Here is a 25,198-nt window from a genome sequence, read left to right as displayed (position 1 = left end):
CAAAAAAAGTCTATAAAATAATCTTGTAACTCATAAAAGAGAGCAGCCAAGGCAAGTTCGAACAACGTAGCCAGAAGTATGCTTTCGTTACAACTATTCTTCAGCGGTCTGAACTAGGAGGAGGAATGTAAAGGTGCTCAAATTTCGTGAGCTTACCGACTGCGCGGAGTTGTTCGAACTGATGCAACACCCAGATGTCTTTCCATATGTCCGTCAAAAGACGGTCCACTTTGACGAGTTTTTATTTAGCACGAAGCAAATCATCGAGCTAGAAGAGCAAGGAAACATCATCTCACGTACAATTACGAACGAGTTCGGTACCCCGATCGGGACGATCAGCTTGTTCGACGTGGAAACCGGTTACGGCTTCCTCGGTACGTGGCTTGGCAAACCGTACCATGGGAAAGGTTACAATCAAGTCGCGAAAGAAACGTTCTTCTCAGAGCTGTTCTTCGACCTTGATATTGAGAGTGTATTTTTAAAGATTCGCAAAGCAAATGAGCGTTCGATCGCGGCGGCGGCAAAACTTCCTTATGCGTTTTGCGCCGACGAGATCCGGCCCGATTTGTTAGCAGAAATTAATAGCGGTGACGTCGAATACGTTTTGTATGAAGTGTCGAAGTCGAGCTTCCAGCTGTACTTGCATTCACTTCATGCGCCTGAATTCGATCATTCGTACGAAGCCCAACTCGAAGCATAAGCCAATTCTGACAAAGAATTGGCTTTTTTGTGGCGTTTTTGTGTGGATTTGTTGAGGACAACTTTACGACAATGAATAATTCTGTTCTAATTCGAAGAGATAGGTATGATAGAAGTATGAGGGAATTATCACATCCTTCGTTAACCGGTTTGTAAAGGAGAATGCCAGATGATAGAACCAGTATTTCGAATCTTAGTGACCGACGATGAGGAACAGATGCGAGAATTGCTCGTTTCCAATTTAGAAAAAGAAGGCTATGAGACGGTCACCGCCACGAACGGGCTTGAGGCGATCGACTTGTTAAAAGAACAGTCGTTCCACCTCGTCTTGCTCGACGTCATGATGCCCGAGCTTGACGGTCTGACCGCCTGCATGCGTATCCGTGAGTTCTCGAACGTCCCGATCATCATGCTGACGGCCCGGTCTGAAGAACTCGACCGGATTCACGGATTGAAGATCGGCGCGGACGACTACATCACAAAACCGTTCAGCCCGCGCGAACTGCTCGCCCGAATCGAAGCGACACTTCGGCGCACGCACAACTTCTCAAAAGAACAAGAAGCCACGTTCGACGCCGGTGTCTTATCAATCGATATCGAAGGCCGCGCCGTCAGCGTGAAAGGCAAAACTGTCAACTTGACGCGTAAGGAGTTCGACCTCCTCTACTTGTTCATCACAAACGAAGACAAAGTGTTCTCTCGAGAACAGCTCCTCGACCAAATTTGGGGTACCGAATACCACGGCAACCTCCGGACGGTCGACACGCACATTAAAACGCTCCGTCTCAAGCTCGGCGAAGCCGGTGGCTACATCCAGACCGTCTGGGGGATCGGCTACAAGTTCGAGGCGAACGTATGAAGCAATACACGATCCGGAAGCGGATTTGGATCACCATCTGGACGGCCAGCCTCTTCTCTGCGTTCGTGTTCATCATCATGACGTTTTACTTGTACGACAAGTTTTACATTCAGACGCAAGAAGAACTGCTGATCAACCGCGGGGAGAAACTCGTCACCATCTATAAGGCGGACGGCTTCTCCGACGCGTTCGCTGACAGCATGACGTACACGAATGAACTGACCGAAACGAAAGTATTCCTCTCGTCCGTACGGGAAGATAGTCTCGGCTCCGGGAAGACGTTTTTACGCGAACAAGATCTCGCTCGTTTGCAAGACGGCTACGCCATCTCGGTCACGCGCAAGCACCCGACCGAGGATGTCGATATTCTCATGTCCGCGTTCCCGCTCATCCGTGACGGCGAACTCGATAATGCCCTCATCCTCTATATGGAGCTGAGCAAAATCAGTGAGCCGTTCCAACCGATCCGGCTGATGATCACGTTCTTGCTCATCTTGATGATTGTCAACTTGCTCATTTTCGGGACGCAAATCATCGACACAATCATTCAACCGCTCATCCAAATGAAACGCGCTTCCCAAGTGTATGCCAAAGGTGACTTCTCGCACCGCATCCCGATCGATTCCGATGACGAGATCGGTGACTTGGCCGAGACGCTCAACCGGATGGCCGAGTCTCTCGGACTCGTCGAGGAGCAGCGCAAAGAATTTTTGGCTAACGTCAGCCATGAGCTCCGGACCCCGCTGTCTTACATTCGCGGGTATACCGAGATGCTGCAAGACCCGACGCTCGACGAGAAGACGCAAGCCCAGTATTACGACATCATCGAGAACGAGACGGAACGGTTGCAACGACTCGTCAACGATCTGCTCGACCTCGCCCAGCTCGAACGCGATTCGTATCCGATGACGAAAGAACCGGTCGTGTACTCACAAGTGCTCGAAGACGTGTTATACCGGTTTGAACCGATCGCGCGCGCGAAAGGTGTCACCATCGAAGCGGATCTCGACTTCGACCTCATCATCCTCGGGGATCACGATCGCCTCGAACAAGTCGTCGGAAACTTACTCGATAACGCTCTTCGTTACACGGATGCCGGCAGGTCGATCCATGTGAGGACGTTCGCGGAAGAGAACTATGCCATCACCGAGATTCGCGATGAAGGCCGGGGCATCCCGAAAGAGGATCTCGATCAATTGACGAAACGTTTCTACCGCGTCAACAAATCGCGGACGCGTGAAGACGGCGGTACCGGACTCGGGCTCGCCATCGCCAAGCACATTATGGAACGCCATGGCGGCTCGATGCATTTCACGTCCGAAGTCGGCAGCGGCACGACCGTGTCGCTTGCTTTGCCGCTCTTGCCAGACGATGAAGATATTTAAAAAGAGGCAGCCGCGGCTGCCTCTCTTTAAATATCTTTACCTTTATAGGTGTCATCTGATTCGTTCATGAGCCGCTCTCGTTCGGCGTGTGTCTGCGGGAACCCGTTCGCTTGCCATTCGGCCCGGTTATTCGAGTCGAGTTGTGTCAATCCTGCTTCCGCCTCGTCTTTATCGGAATCGACACTTTCCATCTTGTCCATCTTGCTCCACGTGTTATCGTCTTGGTCTTGCGTCAACAGCGCCGCGACTTTCGGCGCGACGAGTGCAGCACCGGCCACACCGAGCACAATCCCCATCAATACTTTCTTATCCATCCAATACCCCTCCTTAGTCACTATGCACAGATAATTCCACTGTTCCCGAAACTTGAAACACTTTTCTAAAGCGTTTACACAAAATCAGGAAGTGGAATAACACTCAAAGAAGGAGGCGATGGAGATGAAGAAGCATGAACAACCGTCAAAACGGCCGTTCGATAATCCGGACGCCGTCGATACGGACAAAGAGAGCATCTTTGACCAAGAAGGCATGGAGACGGTCGACCCGATCCCGGTCGAAGAGCTGAATCAAAAAGTGAAAGACGAGAAACGAAAGCGCCACTCAAAAGACGATTCGGTCAGCGAGAAAAAATATGACGGCAACAAATAAGGATGCGGACAAAGTTGTCCGCATCCTTATTTTCATGTTAAGTCTTTTGGCGAGAAGCCGTATGGTAGCATCTCTTCTTTTGTCATCACTTTCGTCTCACCGGCCATGTTGGCCAAGATCAACGTGAAGTCGTCACTCGCAAACTCGGCGATGACTTGACGACAAGCGCCGCATGGCGAGATCGGGCCTTCCGTGTCTCCGACGACGACGACCGTGTCGATCGACTTGCTGCCTTCCGACACCGCCTTGAAGATGGCAGTCCGTTCCGCACACATCGACAAACCGTACGACGCGTTCTCGACGTTACAACCTAAGATTTCCTTACCCGTCTCATCGATGACGACGGCACCGACGTTGAACTTCGAGTAAGGTGTATATGCGCGCGACCGCGCGTCAATCGCCTTATGAACGAGCTCTTGAACTTTTTCATGTGGAATCATTGAATGTTCCTCCGCTTCTTGAATTTAAAAAAGAAGTCTGACATCTGAACTATAACGTGAAAACGTTTTCTTTACAAGCGTTTTCACGGTCCCGTCAATATTTTTTCTTCTTCTTTTTCTCGAAGACGACAATCGATTCGACGTGAGCCGTTTGCGGGAACATATCGTACGGTTGGACGTAGTTGACCTTATAATCGGCTTTCATGAGTTGATCCGCGTCGCGCACGAGCGTCTGCGGGTTACATGACACGTAGACGATCCGTTTCGCTTTCGAAGAAATCATCGCGTTTAGGAGCTGATGGTCCACACCTGTTCGCGGCGGGTCGACGACGATGACGTCAGGAATCCACCCGTCTTTCACCCAGCGCGGAATCCAATGTTCAGCGCGCCCCTCGACGTATGTCGCATGATTGTAGCCGTTCTCACGCATGTGAGCATTTGCGTCTTCAACCGCTTCAGGTACGACTTCCATCCCGCGAATCTCTTTCGCGTGCGGTGCGAGCCAAAGTCCGATTGAACCGACACCGGCGTACGCATCGATGACGCGTTCTTCACCAGTCAGACCGGCCGCCTCGACGACTTCACGGTACATGACTTCGGTTTGGGCCGGATTGAGTTGGAAGAAAGCACGTGGCGACAAGTGGTAATGCACGTCGTCTAGCTGCTCGTCCATCTTATCTTGACCGGCGATGTGGACCGTTCGGTAACCGAAGATGACGCCCGACCGGTTCGAGTTGATGTTGATATGGAACGAGACGACGTTCGGCAATTCCATGATGCGGTCGCTGAGCGTATCCAAGTTCGGTACGTCCTCACTCCCGACGACGAGAACGACTTGAACGTCGTTCGTCTTGTAACCTGAACGGACGACGATCGTCCGGGCAAAACCGACGTCACGTCTCGCGTCATAGACCGGGATGTCGAGCTCGTTCAAAATACGGACGATGGCGTTGTTGACGTTCGTCGTATCACGTTGTTGCACCATGCAGTGCTCGATCGGCACGAGGTCGTTCGAATTCGGCTTGTAGAGGCCTGAGACGATTTCGCCGCGTTGGACTGACAACGGGAATTGGGACTTATTACGATAGTACCAAGGGTTTTCCATCCCTTTCGTCGGACGGATATCGGACTTATCGACGTTCAACTTCGTCTTCTGACGGAACGCGTTGCGGACGATGTCTTCTTTATAGTCCATTTGCAGACGTGAACTCATATGTTGAATCTGGCAACCGCCACATTCGTCATAAATTGGACACGGCGGTTTGACCCGGTCCGGCGAGTCGTTGTGTCGCTTCGTGACCCGCGCCTCGGCATAGTTTCGTTCGATGCGCGTGATTTCGATATCGGCTCGTTCCCCTGGTAACAGGTTCGGGATAAAGATGACCATCCGATTGATCATCGCGATGCCCTCCCCGTTAATGCCTAACCGTTCTGCTTTCGTGCTTGCACGTTCTCCTACGATCAATTTCAATGTGTTTCATCCTTTCGAGATACTTGTTCTAAATCTTTGGCGTAACGTACGACTTTCGCACGTAAGGAATCAATATCAGCTAACAATCGATGCAAATCCTCTGGCGTCGTGAATTCGTCTAACGTGTTGACTGATAAGCACAGTAACTCCGTTCTCGATTTTAACACGTTCATTTTTCCTGCCGTATCTGTTCGTGATTTACCCATCTCATGATCGCTCCTTCGCTTAGTGACAAAGAGTTGTTATTATAGCATACTATTTCGTGTAACTTGATAAAAAGGTGGAATCCACATGCAAAACATCTCGACGACGTTCGATCCGTGGGAAGCGTATCTCGATCAAACCGAGTTCGGTCGACTCGTTCTCTCGAACGTCGAAGTGACGACGACGAAACTATGCAATATGCGCTGCGAGCATTGTGCGGTCGGCTATATGCTCGATCAAACGGAAGAACCCGAGGTCCCGCTCGAACTGTTGATTTCGCGCCTCGACGAGATCGAGCACTTGCGCGCCTTCTCGATCACGGGCGGTGAGCCGATGCTGTCGATGAAGTCAGTTCGAAACTATGTCGTCCCGCTTCTACGCTACGCTAAGGAGCGCGGTGCCCGCACACAGATCAACTCGAACTTGACGTTGCCGTTATCTCGCTATCATCTTATTACCCCTTACCTCGACGTTTTGCACATTTCTCATAATTGGGGAACGGACGCCGATTTCTTAGAGGGCGGTTTCGCGATGATGGACCGCAAGCCGAGTGAATCCGCTCGGCTCAAGATGCTTCAGACGATGAAGGACAATGCCCGAGCCCTCACGGCCGAAGGGGTCATCGTATCGGCCGAGACGATGATCAACAAGCGGACGATCCCCCATTTAAAAGAGATTCACGAGGAAATCGTCTCGCTCGGTTGTCAACGCCACGAATTGCACCCAATGTACCCCGCAGACTTCGCTAGCGCGCTCGAGTCAGCCTCTCTCGACGAGATCCGTCAAGCTATCCATGACGTACTCGACATTCGGGACGAGAACGTCTGGATGCTGTTTGGAACGTTGCCGTTTTACGCCTGCTCGGACTCAGAAGCCGACCGCGCCTTACTGCGGCGACTCTCGACTGCGAAAAACGTGACGGTCCGCAACGACCCGGACGGACGCTCCCGGTTGAACACGAACATTTTTGACGGTCAGATCATCGTCACCGACTTCGGCGACGAACTCGGCACACTCGGCACGTTGTACGATACGTCGTTCCAAGACGCGTACGATCAATGGACGAACAGCGCGTTGAACGCCACACTGTCGTGCCATTGTCCCGCCGTCAAATGCCTCGGACCGAACGCACTCGTCAAACAAGCGTACTATCCGACAGTCGACTTTAGACAACGTGTCGCCCACTCGTTTTAATTATTTCGATTCGGGAAATATTTAGTATATAAAACGAATCGAGGTGTTCGATGATGACAGCGATCTATGTGTTCATCGTTACCGTCATGGGAATCATCATTTTCGGAGGCGTGCTCAGCATCTTATTGACAGCCGCATTCGTTTCGGACAAAGTAGACCATGATGAAGTGTTCAGTCAAGGCAGTTGGGACGATGAGTTGTTACAAATAAATCATACTCCTCAACCGATTGATGAACCAAAAAGCTGAGACCTCTCAGCTTTTTATTTTTGTATGTGAGGTGACCTATGGAACGGTTTCGTTTTTCGATCTTATTGCTCGTCGTTTTTATTTCGGGCTTGATTCAAGGGGCGCTCATCCCTTTACTATCCACATTAATCGAACGTGACGGCAACCCGGCCTGGCTGAACGGACTGAACGCGACGATGCTCTATTTGGGCATCATCGTCTCGGCACCGCTACTCGAACGGTTCGTCCGCAAATACGGATTCCGCCCGACGATCGTCCTCGGCATCGTGTTGACGGCGCTCGCCACGTTCTTTTTACCGCTTTGGCCGTCACTGCTCATGTGGGCCGTCATGCGCTTCGTCATCGGATTCGGGGACTCGGCGCTTCACTACGGCTCGCAAGTGTGGGTCACGTCGGTGAGCGAGAAACGGAGTCTCGGCCGGGCGATGGCGTATTACGGGATGTCGTTCAGTCTCGGGTTCGCGGTCGGTCCGTTGATCGCCCCGCTCGTCGATATTCACTTTTGGCTCCCGTTCCTCGTCTTGATCTTCTTCTGTCTCGGATCACTCTTCCTTATCTTCAAGGTCGACAACGAGTACCCCGAGGCGGAGAAAGTGAAGACGGATTCGACCGGACGCATCCGCCTCGTCTTGATCGGTGCCGGGTACACGCTGCTTCCGGCTTTTACATACGGCTTTCTTGAAGCGAGCCTGAATGCGAACTTGCCGATCTTCACGGTCCGTAACGACATCGGGCTCGCGCAGACGAGCACGCTCATCACGACGTTCATCGTCGCGTCCATCATCGTCCAGTTGCCGCTCGGACGGCTCGCCGACCACTTCGGGAAGAAACGCGTCCTGCAAATCGTCTTGACGCTCGGTACGCTCTTGTTCGCCCTCGCGAACCTCGCCGTCGACAACTATTTGTGGCTGCTCGTCTTGTTCGCCTTGGCCGGTGCCGGACTCGGTTCCACGTATTCGCTCGGCCTCGCCCATATGACGGAAGTGTTGCCCCGCTCACTCTTACCGACCGGCAACATGCTGTACAGCATCTCGTTCAGTGTCGGGTCAATCAGCGGTCCGATGATCGGTGCGTTTTGGGTCGCGTTGCCTAAAGAAGTATATTTCCTCATGTACGCCTTAATCCTCGGCATCCTGTCGATCAGCCTATTCACGTCAAAAGCTAAACCAATCGAAGCATAAGTAAAGGATGAATCTCCGCGGAGATTCATCCTTTTCGTTTGTCATTCGTTTGGTGGCCCGACTCTGACATCGTTTCGTTCGAACGCCCGGATGAACACCTCATCGAGAGCGAACGGCTCCGTATCGAGCGATGCCAATACGTCGGACTTGAGCGTCACCTCGATGACGCGGTCATTGATTTGCCACTTCGTCTGGATGTCGTCGCCTTGCCTGACGGCGCGCACATCGACTTGGTCGTGATGTTCTTTCAATCCGCGACTCACGCACTTCATCACGTACTTGACGTACTCGTCTCGCGGTTGGCGCGACACGAGGATGTTTCGGACAATCAAATTTCTCGTCATGGCACAAACCCTCCCTTCTGTTAACTTGTCGTACGCAAGTCTTTACAACGAAGACCGATTCACAACTGAAAATTTTCAGAATTTTTAATATATTTTGCCATGAGAATAAACTTCCGTCAACTGTACCTCGAACTCATTTCGCGGCAGAGCCGCCCGGCCGACGACGACCTTGAAAATACGTTGACAAGTAGATGCCGGCGATGACGAATAGCAACCCGACGAGCGCGTTCCAAGGAATCGTCTCACCGAGCAGTAAACTCGATAACAAGACGCCGAATAAGGGAACAAAGAACATATAGAGCGACACCCGGCTCACCGGGTTGTGCTTCATGAGCGTGTTCCACAACGTGAAACCGACCGCTGATAACAATGCGAGGTATAACAGGAACAATAGCGTCTTCACCGTGTAAGGCAAGAACACGCCTCCCGGGTCAAGGATAAACCCGACGATCAGCAGACCGAGCGAACCGATCACCATCGCCCAAGCGGTCATCGGGGCGACGTCATGATGTCGCGAGTAATCTTTCGCGACCAGGTTCCCGAACGCGCCAGACACCATCGCCAAGATGAGAAGAATTTCACCGATTCCAAAACCGATTTCCGAGCTTGCTGTTGGCCAGTTCGCGATGACGATTCCTGAGAAGCCGAGAGTGAGCGCGATGCCTTTCAACCGGTTCAACCGATCATCTTCATAACGGAAGTGGGCAAGCGCCATTTGAAAGAATGATGTCGAGCCGGCGATGATCGACCCTTGTACCCCGGTCGAGATGGACAATCCGATATAGAAGAACAGATATTGCAAAAACGTCAAGAACGCCCCTAAATGTGCGTATGCCTTCAACTTTTCCCGATTTAATCGAATCGGCCGCTTGAAGACGAGCCGGCTGATCACGAGCAACAGAATACCGGCCAGTAAAAACCGTTCGCCGGCAAAGAACAGTTGTTGGCCGTACTCGCCTGCTCCGATGTCTAACGCCTCATAACTTAATTTAATGAACGGGAAAGCACTCCCCCATAAAAACGTGTTGAACAACGCCAACAGCGTGACGCTCCAAGAGCGTTGAAAAATATTTTGCATGACACGAAATCTCCTTAATCTTTTAGTTTGTGAGTTGTTATGAATGGTGTTAAAATAGACTTACATGATAATCATTATAAACAAGGGAATTTCAAAAATGGATGATAAGCCCTTTAAACAAAGAAAGATAATGATAATCATCCTCATTCATTATCATTTAACTGATATATATTCTCAATTAGAAAGAGGTGTCTACTATGAACGTACACGCAACTACTGCACAAGAAAAAAGCCACGTCTTCAAACGGGCAAACTGGTTCGAACATATCGAGCTCATCATGGCGCTCATCAGCGGTGTATTGATTGTACTCGCATATTTCACAGAAAGACAAGGCGGAGCCCCTTCGATTTACGTCACACTCTACTTGAGCGCCTTCTTGATCGGCGGTTATGCCAAAGCCAAAGAAGGACTGACCGATACGTGGGAAACCCATTCATTGAACGTCGAGCTACTCATGATCATCGCGGCGATCGGCGCCGCCTCGATCGGCTATTGGATGGAGGGCGCGATCCTCATCTTCATCTTCGCCTTATCCGGAGCGCTCGAGACTTACACGCTGAACAAAAACGAGCGTGCGCTCGAATCGTTAATGGAACTCCAACCGGAACAAGCGACCCGTTTTGATGCAGCCGGCGGTCTCGAAGTTGTGCACATCGATGATTTAAAAGTCGGCGACCGGATTTACGTCCGGCCGGGCGAACGTATCCCGGTCGACGGGCGCATTTTGAGCGGGACCGCCTCTATCGAAGAAGCCGCCATCACCGGGGAATCGATTCCGGTTGATCGGACCGTCGGCGATGAAGTGTTCGGTTCAAGTGTTAACTTGAACGGGGTGCTCACGTTATCGGTGACGAAACTCGCTACCGAGACGTTGTTCCAAAAAATCATTCAAATGGTGCAGCAAGCCCAAGAAGAAAAATCGCCGTCGGCCCAGTTCATCGACCGCTACGAGGGACGATACGTCCAAATCGTGCTCATCTCGGTCACGGCCATCATCTTGCTCGGTCCCGTCCTCACTTCGTGGTCGCTCGAGACGAGCATATACCGCGGGATGATCCTGCTCGTCGTCGCCTCACCGTGTGCCCTCGTAGCAGCGATCACACCAGCCGCGCTTGCCGCCATCGCCTCGTCTGCTAAACACGGGATTTTGTTCAAAGGCGGTGTCCACATTGAAAACATGGGACGTCTCAAAGCGATCGCATTCGATAAGACAGGGACGCTCACAATCGGTAAGCCGGTCGTCCAAACGGCGTTGGTTCATCCTGATATGGCAGCAGAAGACGTTTACCGCGTCGTCAGTTTGATCGAAGAACATTCGATGCACCCGCTCGCCGAGGCGCTCGTCAAGTTCACAGGCAAACACACGGGAGACATGGATCACTTTAAAGACATCACCGGTTCAGGCATCGAGGCGACGATTGACGGCACTTCCTACCGGGTCGGTAAACAAAAGTTCGCCGACCGGAGCGGTGACTTCTACCGCGAAGATGTCGAACGGTTAAAAGCCGCCGGACACACACTCGTCTTCGTCAGTGACGATAAGCAGACGATCGGTGCATTCGCACTGCGTGACACGTTACGCCCGGAAGCCAAACAAGCGATTGAGCGCTTGAACCATCTCGGGATCGCGACGATCATGATCACAGGCGACAATGAAGCAACGGCACGCGCCATCGCGACGGAAGCGGGCTTGACCCGCTACATCGCCGAATGCCTCCCAGAAGAGAAAGTTGAACAAATCAAGCTGTTAAAACAAGAGTACGGCACGATTGGGATGATTGGCGACGGCATCAACGACGCCCCGGCCCTCGCGACAGCAGATGTCGGGATCGCCATGGGCGAAGGAACCGACGCCGCACTCGAGACGGCTGACGTCGTCCTCATGAAAAACGACCTCGTCCGCTTGAGTTCAGCAATCGAGCAATCTCGTAAATTGAACCGGATCGTCTTGCAGAACGTCGTGTTCGCCCTCGGTGTCATCCTCGTTTTGATCGCGACGAACATCTTCGAGCTGCTCGTCATGCCGTTCGCCGTCGTCGGTCATGAAGGGTCAACGATTCTCGTCATTTTGAACGGACTGCGCTTGCTCAGTTCTTCATGGGACTGACAAATTTCGACAACGTTTGAAACCGTCATTGAAAGCGAATGACGGTTTCGCTATAATGGAAACAGTGTGTCTAACAGACCGATAACAGATAGATGATTGGCTAAAGGTGGTACAGCATATGAATACGATTGCAGTGATCGGCAAAGTGTTTGTCGATATTAAAGGAACATCGTTCGCCCCGCTTCATAAAGATGCGAAAAACGTCGGAGACATCGCGTTCTCGAACGGCGGAACCGGCCGTAACGTCGCGCAAAACTTAGGCATCCTCGGTAACGACGTCCGGTTCGTGTCAACCGTCACAAACGACCAAATCGGGATGGGTGTCCTTCAAGAGCTTCGCGACTTAAACGTCAACGTCGATCATGTCGACCTGCTTGAAGATAACGGTATGGGCATGTGGCTCGCCGTCATGGACAATAACGGCGACCTCCAGACCTCGATCTCGAAACAACCAGATGAAGCGATGATGGAACAATGTATCCTCCGCCGAATCGATACGGTGTTCGCCGAAAGCGAAGCCGTCGCCATCGACCTCGATCTGTCGGTCAACGTCTTGAATGAGACGATTGAACTTTGTCGCGAGATGAAGCTCCCGCTTTACGGGGTGTGCGGTCATTTGTCCGTCATCGAGCGAAATCGCCACTTGCTTCAAGGCTTCACCGGCTTCATCTGTAGCCGTGAAGAAGCCGAAATCCTGTCTGATATGTCAATCGTCACCGTCGATGACGCATTGCGCGTCGCCGAAGTGCTCGCGATGAAAGGTGCGCCGCTCACAATCGTCACGATGAGCGAGCTCGGTGCCGTCTACGTCGATCTCCGGACGAACGAGCAAGGACACGTCCCGACGACGAAAGTCAAAGTTGCCGATTCAACAGGCGCCGGTGATTCATTCTTCTCGGCCGTCATCTCTGAATTGATGAAACATCATTCGATCGAAGACGCGCTCCGCCTCGGCATGCGCGTCGCCGCAAAAGTCATCGGTTCTCACGAGAACGGTTTGACTTCTGATATGTACGAATCGCTAGAACAAACGACGACAGATTAACAAAGCGCATCGACGGTGAGTCGATGCGTTTTGTTCACTATAAGCTACCGAAAGGAACGATCCCATTGGTCAGAACAAAATTACGCAGCGCCATCATCCTCACGAACGAACACGACGAGGTCGCGCTCATTCGACGCGAAAAAGAAAACGCACTCTATTACGTCTTCCCTGGCGGCGGTGTCGAGTTTGGCCATACGGCTGAAGAAACTGCCGTCCGTGAAGCTTATGAAGAACTCGGCGTCCACGTCGAGCTTGAAGGAGTCGCCGCCTACGTCGCCTTCAACGGTGAATTGAATCCTTATTTTTGGGCCCGCGTCACAAGTGGCGAATTCGGAACCGGTACAGGCGAAGAGTTCCAAGCTGAACAGACGAACGGCTCGTACACACCGATTTGGGTGAAGCGGAGCGCATTGAGCCGCCTGCCGGTCAGACCCCCTTCTTTAGCCGAGCTGCTCACCACCACTCCAGAACGATTCTTTGACAAAACGTTAGCCGAAGACTGAATCAATGTGTAACCTGCTGACAAATCGGGAAAGATAGTTTCTAACGATAACGTTCAGGAGGATATGTGCATGGACACTACAGAAGTGAAAGAAAAAAAGAATTGGCTCTCCTTCGGGAAAGAGTTGTTTCGTCGTTTTAAAGAGCATGACGTTCAAGATTACGGCGCAACGCTCGCTTTTTTTTGGTTCTTATCGATTTTCCCGGGAATCATTTTTATTTTAGCGTTGCTCTCGTTCTTCGATATCACGCAAGCGTCGTTTCAAGAACAGCTAAATAACCTAGCGCCAGGTTCGGCGGCGACCGATTTTTTATCAGGGATCTTTGAGGCGATCGGCGAGCCACGAGGCGGACTGCTCTCGATTGGTGCGATTTTAGCGATTTGGTCGGCCTCTAAAGGGGTCGAACGGTTGATCAATATGGCAATCCACGCGTACGGTGAGGACAACGAACGCAACTTCTTCGTCAGTAAAGGCATCGCCCTCGGCTTGACGTTCCTCCTCGGCGTCGGCGTCTTGCTGCTCATCATTTCGAACGTGTTCGGCTCACAGATCATCGGATTCATTTCAGACTACCTCCCGATTTCCGGTGCCGAAGTCGTCTTGATCAACGTGTTCCGTTACGTGCTGACGACGGTCATCTTAATCTTGACGCTGTCGATCTTTTATAAGATCGCACCGCAACAACACGTATTTTGGAAAAGCACCGTCCCCGGCGCCATCTTCGGCGTCATCGCTTGGCAGCTCGTCTCACTCGGTTTTAGCCTGTACGTCTCGAACTTTGGCAACTACGATTCGACGTACGGGTCACTAGGAGGCATCATCGTCACGTTGCTTTGGCTGCAGTTGACCGGCATGATCATTTTGATCGGCTCTGAGATCAACGCCACGTGGCAATGCTTCTTCAAAACCCCGAGCGAGCAGGAGTATGAGAAAAACTATAAGAAAAACAAAAAGTCCAAGTCGAAAGACTCGGACGAAGATGACTACAAAGATATTCCGGTCAACACGTACGGATGACAAAAGGCGAGCTCCGTTGAGAGAGCTCGCCTTTTGCATGGATGATTATGCCTCTACGACATCGAGTCGACCCGTCCCTGGATCGATGACAAATCCGTAGACGTTCGTGGCCGGTGGCAGGAGCGGATGGTTTTTGATCAGACTGACCGAGTTGACGACGTTCGCCTCGACCGAGTCAAAGCCGTGCAACCACTTCTCCAAGTTCATGCCTGAGGCTTTGAGCGTCTGTAACGTCTGCGGCTCAATTCCGCGCCGCTCCATCTCGCCGATGACCGCGTTCGGGTCGATAGCGGCCATGCCACAATCGTAGTGCCCGATGACGACCACTTCTTCCGCACCGAGAGCGTATAAGGCGACGAGAATCGAACGCATGACCGATCCGAACGGATGCGACAATACCGCGCCCGCGTTTTTGATGATTTTCGCGTCGCCGTTCTTCAAACCGAGCGCATGTGGCAATAGCGACGTCAACCGTGTGTCCATACAAGTTAAAATGACAATTTTCTTATCGGGAAATTTATCTGACACATACTGCTCATACCGCTTCTCTGTCACGAACCGTTCATTGAACGCAAGCATGTCTTTGACGACTGACATATCGTTTCCCTCCTCTATGTTTATGCGATAACGCGTGCGACGATCAACCCGATGACCATCCAAGCCCCGAACAACGTGTTGACCTTCGCCGTCATCGCCATCGCCGGCATCAAGTCGGCCGGCTCGCGTTTCACCCAGAAACGCTTCACCGCACGAATCATGATCGGAACGGTCAATAGCGAAAGCAATACCCAAGGCGTCACCCCGTAAACGAATACGGCGACGAGGATACCAATCAGCGCAACGATAAAGAATCCGGCCAAAACGAGCACTGCTCGGCGATGTCCGACGAGACACGCGATTGTGCGTCGTCCGTTCACCTTATCGTTATCCAAGTCTCGAATATTGTTGGCCAGTAAAATCGCCCCGATCAAGAGCGCCATCGGGAACGACACGAGCAACAACTCAGTCGTCACCGTGCCGATTTGAATATATCCTGAAATCCCGATGATGACGTAGCCCATGAACAATCCGGCGACGAGTTCACCGAACGGCGTATACGCAATCGGAAGCGGACCACCCGTATACAGATAGCCGACCACCATCGACAACGCTCCAATCCAAAGCAAATGCCAGCTCGTCGAAGCGGCAATGTATAGGCCGAGAATTCCCGCGACGCCATACATCCCGAGCGCGATGCCGAGCACTTGACCCGGCGTGAACCCGTCTCGCACGATCGAGCCGCCAATTCCAATCGAGCCCTCGTGGTCGAGCCCGCGTTTGTAGTCATAGTATTCATTAAATAAATTCGTCGCGATTTGAATCAAGACCGAGGCGATGAGCATCGCCAAGAACAGACCCCATTTCAAATCGGTTTGACCGACGACGATAAACGTTCCTAACAGCACCGGAATAAAGCTCGCCGTCAGTGTGTGCGGACGAATCATGCGCCAATAAGCACCTTTCTCTCTCTTCTTCATCTACTTCCCTCCCTTCGTTAGTTTACGTCTCCACAAAAAAATCTGTCAATGCCCGCCCCTCAATCGTCTGAAGTCATGTTTCTCGAGCATTTGACGGGCAGTACATCCGTTAAGTCATGATACACTAAAAGATGAATATTCTATCGGATTGAGGAGGCTTTTCTTATATGCCAGATACTCAAACACACATTAAACAACGAATCGAACAAGCGCATAAACGCGCACGCGCATGGCAACGACCTGTCCTTGCCTCATACACGTGGGAGATCCCTTCTTTCGACGCGTTTCATATCATTCAAAATACAGAAACATCACACTATTATTTTTCGACACCCGATCGCTCACTTGAAATGCTCGGTTGTGCCGACGCGCTCGTCTTGACGGCGTCCGGACCCGAACGGTTCCAACGTCTGCAATACGACTGGAGCCTGCATCGCCGAGATGTCGATGCCGTCATCTATGCGTTCTCAGGATTTTCGTTCGATACGTTCGTCCGACCTCAAAAAAACATGTGGGACTCATTCGGCGAGGCGGCTTTAGTCGTCCCTAAATTTTTATACCGTCGTTCCGGTGACAGGCACACGTTGACGGTGTCGACCCTTGTTTCTTCAAACCAGACCGTTGAACAATATTTAATTCAACTAGCCGACCAATTGGCCCAGTTCAACGCCCTGCACGCGCCCGATGAGTCGTCACCGACGTATTCGAAAGTAAAAGACGGCGTCGATCACTTTAAATCAAGTTTTCAACAGGCGAAAGGATATATCGCCGAAGAAAAAGTCGAGAAACTCGTCATCGCCCGGGAAGAGATTTACCAGACGTCAGATGAAGCGTTCCCGTTCGCGAAGACGCTACGGCACTTGTCTGAACATCAAGAAGGCAGTTATGTGTTCTTATATCAACCGAAACGGGAAATCGGATTTTTCGGGGCCACACCGGAGCGGCTCGTCCGTAAACAAGGACCGCATATCGAGACTGCGGCCATCGCCGGCACGATCAAACGCCCGGATACGGACGCGGAAACCGAGACGGCGAAACAGCAGTTGTTGCATGACCGTAAAAATTTAGAAGAGCACCAAATCGTCGTCAAAGACATTCAAAACGCTCTCACGCCTTATGCAGCGACCATTCATGTCGCACCGTCCCCGACGATTTTAGAGAACCGCTCGGTATTTCATTTACACACACCGATCAAAGCGACTTTGGACACGAACGCGTCTCTCCTCTCCATCATTGAATCGTTGCACCCGACACCCGCACTCGGCGGTTCTCCGAAGCGGACGGCCGTCCGCTTGCTACGCGACATCGAACGGTTCGATCGCGGCTGGTACGGCTCACCGTTCGGCTGGTTGAACACCGACGGAGAAGGTGAATTTGTCGTCTCCATCCGTTCGGCCCTCGTCCAGCATCAGTTCGTGGCATTATACGCAGGCTGTGGAATCGTCCAAGAGTCTGAACTCGAATCAGAGCTAGCCGAGACAGAAATCAAATTGAGCCCGATCAAGCAAGCGCTCGGGTTAGACCAAGTCATTTCAGGAGGCAATCACGAATGAACGATATGTTAACGAATTGGGTATCCCATATGATGAATCGACTCGTCGAAACTGGGATTTATGACGTCGTCATCAGTCCCGGTTCGCGTTCGACACCGCTGGCGATGGCCGCGTATTTGCACCCGAATATACGCCATCACGTCGTCGTCGATGAGCGTTCAGCCGCTTTCTTCGCGCTCGGACTGACCCGCGCTGGCGAAGACGTTCGGCCGGTCGCATTAATTTGTACGAGCGGCACAGCCGCTACCAACTATTTTTCAGCTGTCGCCGAGGCAACGATTTCCCAGCTCCCGCTCGTCGTCTTGACGACAGATCGGCCGCATGAGTTGCGTAACGTCGGGGCCCCGCAAGCAATTGATCAAGTCCGTCTCTACGGTGAACATGTGAAGACGAGCCTCGATCTACCGGTGCCCGAGCCAGAGAGTCTGCGCTATATGGAACAAGCCGTCGGACGTCTCGTACGCTTGAGTGCGCAGGCCCCGCTCGGACCGGTCCATATTAACATTCCGTTCCGAGAACCGTTACTGCCCGATATCGACCGTCTGAAGTCACAATTGACCGCCACTTCGAGACGGAGCGAGACCTCGTACATTCGTCCCGTCACCGACGACTTGGCTCGCTTCAAACAAGAGACGGCCGTCGAACGGCTCGCTTTCGTCGTCGGACCTGGCACGCCGACGCCTTGGCTCGAAACCATCTACAACGTAGCAAACACTCACCGAATTCCGGTGTTCGCCGATCCGCTAAGTGGCATGCGTTGCTTTGACGGCGTTTTGACGAATTATGACACGTGGCTCGCAAGTGAGCATAGCCCAGAATGGACGCCGAATGCGGTCGTTCGCTTCGGTGCGGCTCCTGTATCGAAACGGTTGAATGAATGGCTCAAACAGACCCACCAAATCTTGATTGAACAGCCTGGCTCGTTTCGCGACCCATCGAGTCGTGCGACTGTCGTCTACGGCGACGCGAATGATTATTTGGATGTCATCGACGTCCCGTTTGACGACGTCTACCGCGCTCGTTTTTCCTTATTCGAACAAGTCGCCGAATCGGCCAAACCAAGTCTGAGCGGTGAGAGCGCCTTGACGCGTCACGTCTTGAACGCTCAGATCGACCGCTTGTTCGTCAGCAACAGCATGCCGATCCGTGACGTCGACACGACGCTCGGCGCCGGACAAGCCGTATCCGTCTTCGCCAACCGAGGCGCGAACGGAATCGACGGAATCATCTCGAGCGCGCTCGGCGCTTGCCACGACACAGAACGAGCCGCGTTACTGATCGGTGACTTGGCGTTCTATCACGACAGCAACGCCCTGCAGTTACTAAAGACGCATCCTGGCTCGTTCTCGATCATCGTCGCCAACAACAACGGCGGCGGTATCTTCTCCTTCTTACCGCAAGCATCAATCGAGCCACAGATGTTCGAAGACTTGTTCGGTACACCGCTCGACTTGAACATCCGTGGCTTCGCCGACACATACGGGCTTAGCTATCAACTGCTCGAACGTCCAGAAGACGTGACAGCAGCGATCGAGGCCGGGATTCAGTTGATCGAATTCCCGTCTGACCGTGCCGACAACGTCTTATCCCACCGGAACTGGACGGAATCGATCTGCACGCGTCTCACGTTGGAGAACGGGACGTGAGACGTACTGTCCGTGACGTGTCGTATGAAGTAATCGAGCACGGGTCCGGAAGACCGGTCCTCTTGTTGCACGGCTTCACGAGCAACGCCGGATGGCTCTCGTATTTCCCTGACTTGCCGGTGCGCCTCGTCGCCCCGTCCCTGCTTCAACATGGACAGACCGGCAGTTGCTCGGTCGCCCGCGCGAAGATGAGCCAACAAGTGAAGGATTTGTCGACGCTGCTCGACACGGACGAAAGGCCGTGGACGGTCATCGGCTATTCGCTCGGCGGCCGCATCGGGATGACACTCGCAGCCTGTGACGAGCGCGTGGACCACTTCATCGGGATTAGTACGACGCCCGGTCTCACCGCTTCAGAACGACGAGCGCGACGCGACGCCGATGAACGGCTCGCGCGACGAATCGAGACGGACGGAATCGAAGCGTTCGTCGCCGCATGGGAGATGCTCCCGCTTTGGCGCCAAACGGACGAGATGCGGGCCTCGCTTCGACATGAGCGGCTCGCTCAAGACCCGTCAGCGCTCGCGAACAGTTTGCGCGCCATCGGGACCGGCAGTATGCCGTCGCTATGGACGCATCTTGACCGCCTGCCTCGAACCGATTTGATCGTCGGTGCGCACGATGTGAAGTTTCAAACGATTGCTCGCGCTATGTGCGAACGTCGTCCAGACATTCGGATACACGAAATTTCGGGTGCGGGCCACGCTCCCCATATCGAGAACACCCAACAATTTGGTACAATGATAGAGAAATTGATTTTAGGGGGAATTTAAATGGAATCAGTAGCAAACTGGACATCGGTCCGTACGTATGAAGACATTAAATATGAGAAGTGGAACGGGATCGCAAAAATCACGATCAACCGCCCGGAAGTTCGGAACGCGTTCCGTCCGCTCACGGTCAACGAATTGATTGACGCGTTCGCGCGCGCCCGTGACGATAAAGAAGTCGGCGTCATCATCTTGACAGGTGAAGGCGATCAAGCCTTCTGCTCAGGTGGCGACCAAAAAGTTCGCGGTCACGGCGGCTACGTCGGTGACGATGATATCCCGCGCTTGAACGTTCTTGATCTTCAGCGCTTGATCCGAGTCATCCCGAAACCGGTCATCGCCATGGTCGCTGGATACGCCATCGGTGGCGGACACGTCTTGCACCTCGTCTGTGACTTGACGATTGCGGCCGACAACGCTCGTTTCGGTCAAACTGGACCGAAAGTCGGTTCATTCGATGCCGGTTACGGTTCAGGCTACTTGGCACGTATCGTCGGACATAAAAAGGCTCGTGAGATTTGGTACTTGTGCCGTCAATACGACGCACAACAAGCGCTCGACATGGGGCTCATCAACACGGTCGTCCCGCTCGAACAGCTTGAAGCCGAGACGGTCCAATGGTGCCAAGAGATCTTGCAACACTCGCCGACAGCACTCCGCTTCTTGAAAGCTGCGATGAACGCTGATACGGACGGCTTGGCCGGAATCCAACAGCTCGCCGGTGACGCGACGCTCCTTTACTACACGACAGATGAAGCAAAAGAAGGCCGTGACGCCTTCAAAGAAAAACGTGACCCTGACTTCGGTCAATTCCCGCGTTTCCCGTAAATCGTAAGAGAGTAGCGAATTCGCTACTCTTTTTTTGGAGGTAATTGTGATGGATTATGATTTTAAGCAACATCCTGTCGACACGATCGCCCTCGTCACCGCAACGGAACGTCTGACGTGGGGCGAATTGATCGATGAGAGCTCGCGCTTGGCACACTTTTTAGGCCGGACCGTTCCGGACGCTCGTCACATCGGACTGTATGCGTCAAATAGTAAAGACTATGTCGTCGCAGTCCACGCCGTCCATTCGCTCGGAAAAGTACTCGTCCCATTGAATACACGACTGACCACAAGCGAACTCGCAATGCAACTCGACAAGGCCCACATCGACATCTTACTCGTCGATCAGGAAATCGACCTCAACGTCCCTCAAATCGACGTGAGCGTACGCGATCAAGAGCCATTGCGCCGACATCATCGCTGGGGGCGTGACGAGGTCATGTCGCTCATGTTTACGTCCGGCACGACCGGACACGCCAAAGCGGTGCAACAGACGTACGGAAATCATCGCGCGAGCGCCGAGGCCGCAAAAAAACATCTCGGATACGAGCCGACCGACCGCATGCTCGTCGTCACACCGCTGTTCCACATGAGCGGACTCGCTCAAGTGTACCGCTGCGCCTTGTTCGGCTCGACATTATACGTCGAACCGAAGTTTGACGTCTTGCGTACGATCCAATTGATCGCGTCTGAACGGATCACCCATCTTTCCCTCGTCGCCATCATGCTCGGGCGACTGCTCGACGCAGGATTGACAAGTCACCATCTCCGCGTCATCCTCGTCGGAGGCGGACCGGTGCCACGGACGTTGCTCGAAGAAGCAGACCGCCGCCACTTGCCGATCGCTCAGACGTACGGGATGACGGAGACGTGCTCTCAAGTCGCGACGCTATTACCGTCTGAAGCACTGGACCACATCGGTTCAAGCGGTCAAGCGATCGCACCGACCCGCATCCGTATCAGTCGCGATGGTGAGATTGAAGTCAATGGCCCGACCGTCACGCCCGGCTATTATAACGAATCGGAAGCGAACGCTTGGACCGAGGACAGGTACTGGCGAACCGGCGACCTCGGAACGATCCAAGACGGCTATTTATATGTTTTGGATCGCCGGAGCGACTTGATCATCTCGGGCGGAGAAAACATCTATCCCGCGGAGATTGAGAGCGTCCTGTTGCGATGCCCCGGTATCGAGGACGCAGGTGTCACCGGGAAGGCTGACCCGACATGGGGCGCCGTCCCGATTGCATATATCGTCGGGACGTACGACCCTCACGAACTTACGCAAATTTTAAACGACCACCTCGCTAAGTATAAGCATCCGAAGGCGTTGATCGCGGTCACTCAGCTCCCACGAAACGCCAACGGAAAATTGATGAGACACCGCTTAAAGGAGACCGATTATGATTCAACGAGCTGACCTTTACATCGTCCCACTTACGTTCAAACACCCGCTCGTGACAGCCCATGCCGTCTTGACGACGAGACGGACGGTCATCCTCCGTCTCGAAACGACCGATGGAGCAGTCGGATACGGTGAAGGTGTCGCTTTTGAGACGCCGTGGTATACGTCGGAGACGGTTCGCTCGACCGTCGACACGTCTGAACTGATCTATCGATTGCTGAACGGACAGACGGTCAGCGCGACCACATTTTCAGACCACGTCCGTTCGATCATCGGACATCCGATGGCAAAAGCGATGTGGGAGAGTGCACTCTGGGAAATCGAGGCCGCCCGTGCTGGCATGACGCTAAAACAACTTTTGCAAGCCGGAGATCACGTCGCTTGTGGGCGGACGATTGGGATCGGCCTGCTCACCGAAACGTTGAACGCGATCGAACAAGCGCTCGATTCCGGGTTCGAACGGATCAAGTTGAAAGCATCGCCCCATGAGCTATTGACGGCGCTCGCAGAAGTACGAACTTTTTTCCCGGACGCTCCGCTCATGATCGACTTGAACGGCAGTGCACACGAGCAGCCGCTCGACTGGTTCGAACAACTCGACGCCCATCGTCTCTTGATGATCGAGCAGCCTTATCCAAGCGACTGCTGGGGCGACTCGGCCGACCTGCAATCAAAACTCAAGACGCCCATCTGTCTTGACGAGTCCATCACGTCACGGCAAGACGTCGAGACGATGAATCGGCTTCAGGCCGGACGCATCGTCAACATCAAACCTGCCCGCGTCGGGGGATTGACCGAGGCGCTCGCAATCCGTGACAGCGGTACTCCGTATTGGGTCGGCGGTATGTACGAATCATCGATCGGCCGTTATCATACGCTCTTATTCGCCTCGTTGACGGGTGCCGCCTATCCGGCCGACATGGCCGGAACGAGCGCCTATTTCGAGACTGACTTGCTCGATACGCAGCTCGACGTCGAAAACGGTCAGCTCTCGATCCCTGACGTCGTCACTCCGGATTGGAAAAAGATTCATCAGTTAAGCGAACAAATCATCCAGTTAACGTAAACAAGGATACAGACCGCGGTCTGTATCCTTGTTTGATTACATTATTCTTCTCGGAACGTGCCAGTCAACACTTCATAGCCGTCCTCGGTCACGATGACCGTGTGTTCAAACTGCGAGACGGGGCTGTCGTTCGGTGTGAACAACGCCCAGCCATCCTCTTCTGACTGGTAGACGATCTCGTCTTTCGTCGAGACGAACGTCTCGACCGCGATGACTTGACCGACTTTCAAGATGTCATTCTCTTCCCGGCTATAGTAGTTCGAGATCGTCTCCGGTTCGCCGTGGAGCGTGCGGCCGAGTCCATGACCTGCCAAGTTTCGAATGACAGTGAAGCCATTTTTGCGGACATCCGCGTAAATCGCTTTTCCGATCTGGTTCACTTTCGTACCGGCCTTCACTTTGCTGAGACCTGCTTCGAGCGACGTGAGCGAGACCTCGACTAAGCGAACATGTTCTGGCGATTTCGGTGTACCGGCAATCACCGTCCGTCCCGTGTCTGCATAATAGCCATCTTTCACGGCAGACACATCGACATTGACGATGTCCCCGTCTTTAATGACTTCTTTACCTGGAATTCCGTGGGCAGCCACTTCATTGATGGAGATACACGTATAGCCCGGAAACTCATACATCGTAATCGGCGCCGAGGCCGCTCCCTCTTCTTCAAGAATACGTTGCCCGATCGCATCGAGCTCTTTCGTCGTCATTCCTGGCGTGACGGCCTGAGCCATCTCATCCCTTGCCCGGGCGACAATTCTTCCAATCTCACGCAACGCATCATAATCGTAATCAAACATCATAATCCCTCTCAATCTAATAATCGGTTTTGGTATAAGTATTCTTCTGATAGATCGGCGAACAAAAACATGCCGTCCGGCAACGGATAACTGAACGTCCGCGTCACTTCGTTAGAGCTGAAGTCGCGATAGTCTTCCGACAAATAGCCCCGTCCGCGAACGCTCATCGCCGCCATCGTTCTGATAAAGTATGGTCGAAAACTCCAGTTATAGCCCCGGTACGTGTTGTCGACTTTCCAAACATGTTGCTCTTGGTAGACGTTCGCACTCGTCTGGAAGCCAGTTTGGTCGGTCAAGTAGTAGCGAACGAGCATCCCTTCTAATTTAGGGGCGATATGGAGCAGCCATTCATCCTTCTTATCCCGTGACCATTTCCCGGTTTGGACGAGCTCCGCGACTTTTCCGTGAAGTTCGAATTCCAGCTCATACAACCGCTTCAATCGCTCTTGGTCGTGCAGGAAGAACGCTGGAACTTCTTGCGTCAGCACACTCATTCCTTTTGCTTCACGCGGCGGGAAATCCTCTTGACGACCTAACAAGCCACCCATGTAGTAACTTCCACCGTGCTGCCAAGCGTAACGCAACTGACCGAGATGATCGATTGACTTATAAAGCAGCGGGGCCCCGAGTTTCGAAGCGATGTATTCCATCGTCTGGAGCATTTGGGGGTAAGTCACCGACAACGTCTTCTTCTCGACCATCGTTGCTAAATCGACAAGCAACAACTCCGGTGCAATCGTCATGATGTCCTCGATACTCGTCGACTCCGCAAAGTCGAGCGCGACTCTCACACCAGAAGATCGATAATATTGAACGACGCGGGACAGACGAGACACATCAACGAGCTCGGTCCCTTGAAGTGTCACAAATATCCGGTGGAGCGGGAAGTTCAATTCCCGTAACGGTGCTAAAAATGCTTCGCCCCCTTCTTCAAGGATCCATTCCGACCGGCAGCGGAACGTGACGAACTGCTTTTCGTCACGCAACGCTTCGGCGGCCAATCGTTCCATCCGTTTGGCGATGTCGAGTTGATACTCGACCGGTACGTCGTCATCGTAAAAGAACGGGGTGAGCGACTCGCCCCTGAAATGGCCGTGTACCATGTACCCTTCCACTTGAAACGTGGCCGCCCCGAAGATCGGTTCATATGTCACTTCGACTTCATTTGGATTCATCATCACATCCACTGCGT

Annotated in this window: 27 protein-coding genes; 17 read left to right on the top strand and 10 right to left on the bottom strand. The window is 52.8% G+C overall.

Annotated elements, in window-relative coordinates; all coding sequences use genetic code 11:
• Window positions 1-133 precede the first annotated feature (133 nt).
• The 3 genes from A6395_RS11805 to A6395_RS11795 all read left to right on the top strand — a co-directional run bounded on the left by A6395_RS11805 (window position 134) and on the right by A6395_RS11795 (window position 2,943).
• Window positions 134-700, top strand: coding sequence for a GNAT family N-acetyltransferase (locus A6395_RS11805; protein ID WP_070328980.1), 567 nt, complete (start codon window positions 134-136; stop codon window positions 698-700).
• A gap of 168 nt (window positions 701-868) precedes the next feature.
• The gene (locus A6395_RS11800; protein ID WP_071399174.1) at window positions 869-1,558 is read left to right on the top strand and encodes a response regulator transcription factor; all 690 of its coding nucleotides are present in this window, start codon (window positions 869-871) and stop codon (window positions 1,556-1,558) included.
• Window positions 1,555-2,943, top strand: a complete 1,389-nt coding sequence (locus A6395_RS11795) for a sensor histidine kinase (protein ID WP_070328941.1) — start codon at window positions 1,555-1,557, stop codon at window positions 2,941-2,943. Before A6395_RS11800 ends, A6395_RS11795 begins: the two co-directional genes overlap by 4 nt.
• Window positions 2,944-2,969: 26 nt before the next feature.
• On the opposite strand, the gene A6395_RS11790 is transcribed toward A6395_RS11795, so the two are convergent.
• Window positions 2,970-3,257 (bottom strand): hypothetical protein, encoded by a 288-nt coding sequence (locus tag A6395_RS11790; protein WP_071399173.1) that lies wholly within the window; start codon window positions 3,255-3,257, stop codon window positions 2,970-2,972.
• A 124-nt stretch (window positions 3,258-3,381) separates the two neighbouring features.
• Between A6395_RS11790 and A6395_RS11785 the strand changes: the two genes are divergently transcribed.
• Window positions 3,382-3,591 carry a hypothetical protein gene (locus A6395_RS11785; RefSeq protein ID WP_071399172.1) on the top strand — a complete coding sequence of 70 codons (210 nt, stop codon included), beginning with the start codon at window positions 3,382-3,384 and terminating at the stop codon, window positions 3,589-3,591.
• A gap of 32 nt (window positions 3,592-3,623) precedes the next feature.
• Here the strand turns inward: A6395_RS11785 and cdd are convergent, their stop codons facing one another.
• The 3 genes from cdd to A6395_RS11770 form a co-directional block, all read right to left on the bottom strand.
• Complete coding sequence (gene cdd, locus A6395_RS11780) at window positions 3,624-4,031, bottom strand: cytidine deaminase (RefSeq protein WP_016510463.1); 408 nt, start codon at window positions 4,029-4,031, stop codon at window positions 3,624-3,626.
• A 94-nt stretch (window positions 4,032-4,125) separates the two neighbouring features.
• Window positions 4,126-5,502, bottom strand: coding sequence for a 23S rRNA (uracil(1939)-C(5))-methyltransferase RlmD (gene rlmD / locus A6395_RS11775; protein WP_070328938.1), 1,377 nt, complete (start codon window positions 5,500-5,502; stop codon window positions 4,126-4,128).
• On the bottom strand, window positions 5,499-5,708 hold the full coding sequence (locus tag A6395_RS11770; protein ID WP_016510454.1) for a hypothetical protein: 210 nt from the start codon (window positions 5,706-5,708) through the stop codon (window positions 5,499-5,501). The genes rlmD and A6395_RS11770 overlap by 4 nt, the downstream gene beginning before the upstream one ends.
• Window positions 5,709-5,793: 85 nt before the next feature.
• On the opposite strand from A6395_RS11770, the gene yfkAB reads away from it, so the two are divergent.
• Genes yfkAB through A6395_RS11755 form a run of 3 tightly spaced genes read left to right on the top strand, consistent with a single transcriptional unit; the run spans window position 5,794 to window position 8,329 of the window.
• Window positions 5,794-6,900, top strand: coding sequence for a radical SAM/CxCxxxxC motif protein YfkAB (yfkAB, locus tag A6395_RS11765; protein ID WP_071399171.1), 1,107 nt, complete (start codon window positions 5,794-5,796; stop codon window positions 6,898-6,900).
• Between the two features lie 53 nt (window positions 6,901-6,953).
• Window positions 6,954-7,148, top strand: a complete 195-nt coding sequence (locus tag A6395_RS11760) for a hypothetical protein (protein ID WP_233589689.1) — start codon at window positions 6,954-6,956, stop codon at window positions 7,146-7,148.
• 38 nt (window positions 7,149-7,186) lie between these two features.
• A complete protein-coding gene (locus A6395_RS11755) occupies window positions 7,187-8,329 on the top strand; it encodes an MFS transporter (protein ID WP_016510467.1) in 1,143 nt (380 codons plus the stop codon).
• Between the two features lie 41 nt (window positions 8,330-8,370).
• Here A6395_RS11755 and A6395_RS11750 read toward each other — a convergent pair whose 3' ends face one another.
• Entirely contained in the window at window positions 8,371-8,673 is a 303-nt protein-coding gene (locus A6395_RS11750; protein ID WP_016510464.1) for a hypothetical protein, read from the bottom strand.
• 133 nt (window positions 8,674-8,806) lie between these two features.
• Entirely contained in the window at window positions 8,807-9,751 is a 945-nt protein-coding gene (locus A6395_RS11745) for a DMT family transporter (RefSeq protein WP_071399170.1), read from the bottom strand.
• 197 nt (window positions 9,752-9,948) lie between these two features.
• On the opposite strand from A6395_RS11745, the gene A6395_RS11740 reads away from it, so the two are divergent.
• The 4 genes from A6395_RS11740 (at window position 9,949) to A6395_RS11725 (ending at window position 14,424) form a co-directional block, all read left to right on the top strand.
• On the top strand, window positions 9,949-11,859 hold the full coding sequence (locus A6395_RS11740) for a heavy metal translocating P-type ATPase (RefSeq protein WP_071399169.1): 1,911 nt from the start codon (window positions 9,949-9,951) through the stop codon (window positions 11,857-11,859).
• Between the two features lie 118 nt (window positions 11,860-11,977).
• Window positions 11,978-12,904, top strand: a complete 927-nt coding sequence (locus A6395_RS11735; protein ID WP_071399168.1) for a carbohydrate kinase family protein — start codon at window positions 11,978-11,980, stop codon at window positions 12,902-12,904.
• 23 nt (window positions 12,905-12,927) lie between these two features.
• Entirely contained in the window at window positions 12,928-13,407 is a 480-nt protein-coding gene (locus A6395_RS11730; protein ID WP_071399167.1) for an NUDIX hydrolase, read from the top strand.
• 69 nt (window positions 13,408-13,476) lie between these two features.
• A complete protein-coding gene (locus tag A6395_RS11725; protein WP_071399166.1) occupies window positions 13,477-14,424 on the top strand; it encodes a YihY/virulence factor BrkB family protein in 948 nt (315 codons plus the stop codon).
• A gap of 45 nt (window positions 14,425-14,469) precedes the next feature.
• On the opposite strand, the gene A6395_RS11720 is transcribed toward A6395_RS11725, so the two are convergent.
• Window positions 14,470-15,021, bottom strand: a complete 552-nt coding sequence (locus A6395_RS11720; protein WP_071399165.1) for a beta-class carbonic anhydrase — start codon at window positions 15,019-15,021, stop codon at window positions 14,470-14,472.
• 20 nt (window positions 15,022-15,041) lie between these two features.
• The gene (locus A6395_RS11715) at window positions 15,042-15,941 is read right to left on the bottom strand and encodes a 1,4-dihydroxy-2-naphthoate polyprenyltransferase (RefSeq protein ID WP_071399164.1); all 900 of its coding nucleotides are present in this window, start codon (window positions 15,939-15,941) and stop codon (window positions 15,042-15,044) included.
• Window positions 15,942-16,108: 167 nt separating this feature from the next.
• Here A6395_RS11715 and A6395_RS11710 point away from each other — a divergent pair, with 167 nt between their 5' ends.
• Genes A6395_RS11710 through menC form a run of 6 tightly spaced genes read left to right on the top strand, consistent with a single transcriptional unit; the run spans window position 16,109 to window position 23,209 of the window.
• Complete coding sequence (locus A6395_RS11710; protein ID WP_071399163.1) at window positions 16,109-17,494, top strand: isochorismate synthase; 1,386 nt, start codon at window positions 16,109-16,111, stop codon at window positions 17,492-17,494.
• On the top strand, window positions 17,491-19,140 hold the full coding sequence (menD, locus tag A6395_RS11705; protein WP_071399162.1) for a 2-succinyl-5-enolpyruvyl-6-hydroxy-3-cyclohexene-1-carboxylic-acid synthase: 1,650 nt from the start codon (window positions 17,491-17,493) through the stop codon (window positions 19,138-19,140). The genes A6395_RS11710 and menD overlap by 4 nt, the downstream gene beginning before the upstream one ends.
• Window positions 19,137-19,913: an alpha/beta fold hydrolase gene (locus A6395_RS11700; RefSeq protein ID WP_071399161.1), complete on the top strand. Its 777-nt coding sequence runs from the start codon at window positions 19,137-19,139 to the stop codon at window positions 19,911-19,913. The genes menD and A6395_RS11700 overlap by 4 nt, the downstream gene beginning before the upstream one ends.
• On the top strand, window positions 19,914-20,738 hold the full coding sequence (gene menB / locus A6395_RS11695) for a 1,4-dihydroxy-2-naphthoyl-CoA synthase (RefSeq protein ID WP_070328925.1): 825 nt from the start codon (window positions 19,914-19,916) through the stop codon (window positions 20,736-20,738).
• 49 nt (window positions 20,739-20,787) lie between these two features.
• Window positions 20,788-22,158, top strand: a complete 1,371-nt coding sequence (gene menE, locus A6395_RS11690) for an o-succinylbenzoate--CoA ligase (protein WP_071399160.1) — start codon at window positions 20,788-20,790, stop codon at window positions 22,156-22,158.
• Window positions 22,142-23,209 (top strand): o-succinylbenzoate synthase, encoded by a 1,068-nt coding sequence (gene menC / locus A6395_RS11685; protein WP_071399159.1) that lies wholly within the window; start codon window positions 22,142-22,144, stop codon window positions 23,207-23,209. Before menE ends, menC begins: the two co-directional genes overlap by 17 nt.
• Before the next feature lie 41 nt (window positions 23,210-23,250).
• On the opposite strand, the gene map is transcribed toward menC, so the two are convergent.
• Entirely contained in the window at window positions 23,251-24,006 is a 756-nt protein-coding gene (map, locus tag A6395_RS11680; RefSeq protein WP_071399158.1) for a type I methionyl aminopeptidase, read from the bottom strand.
• A gap of 11 nt (window positions 24,007-24,017) precedes the next feature.
• Window positions 24,018-25,184 (bottom strand): EAL-associated domain-containing protein, encoded by a 1,167-nt coding sequence (locus A6395_RS11675; RefSeq protein ID WP_233589688.1) that lies wholly within the window; start codon window positions 25,182-25,184, stop codon window positions 24,018-24,020.
• Window positions 25,185-25,198: the final 14 nt, after the last annotated feature.

The sequence above is a fragment of the Exiguobacterium sp. SH31 genome, assembly GCF_001816105.1.
In the GTDB taxonomy this organism is placed as follows: Bacteria; Bacillota; Bacilli; order Exiguobacteriales; family Exiguobacteriaceae; genus Exiguobacterium; species Exiguobacterium aurantiacum_A.
The sequence above is the reverse complement of the archived record's forward strand: the minus strand, read 5'-3'. Positions and strand labels throughout refer to the sequence as shown.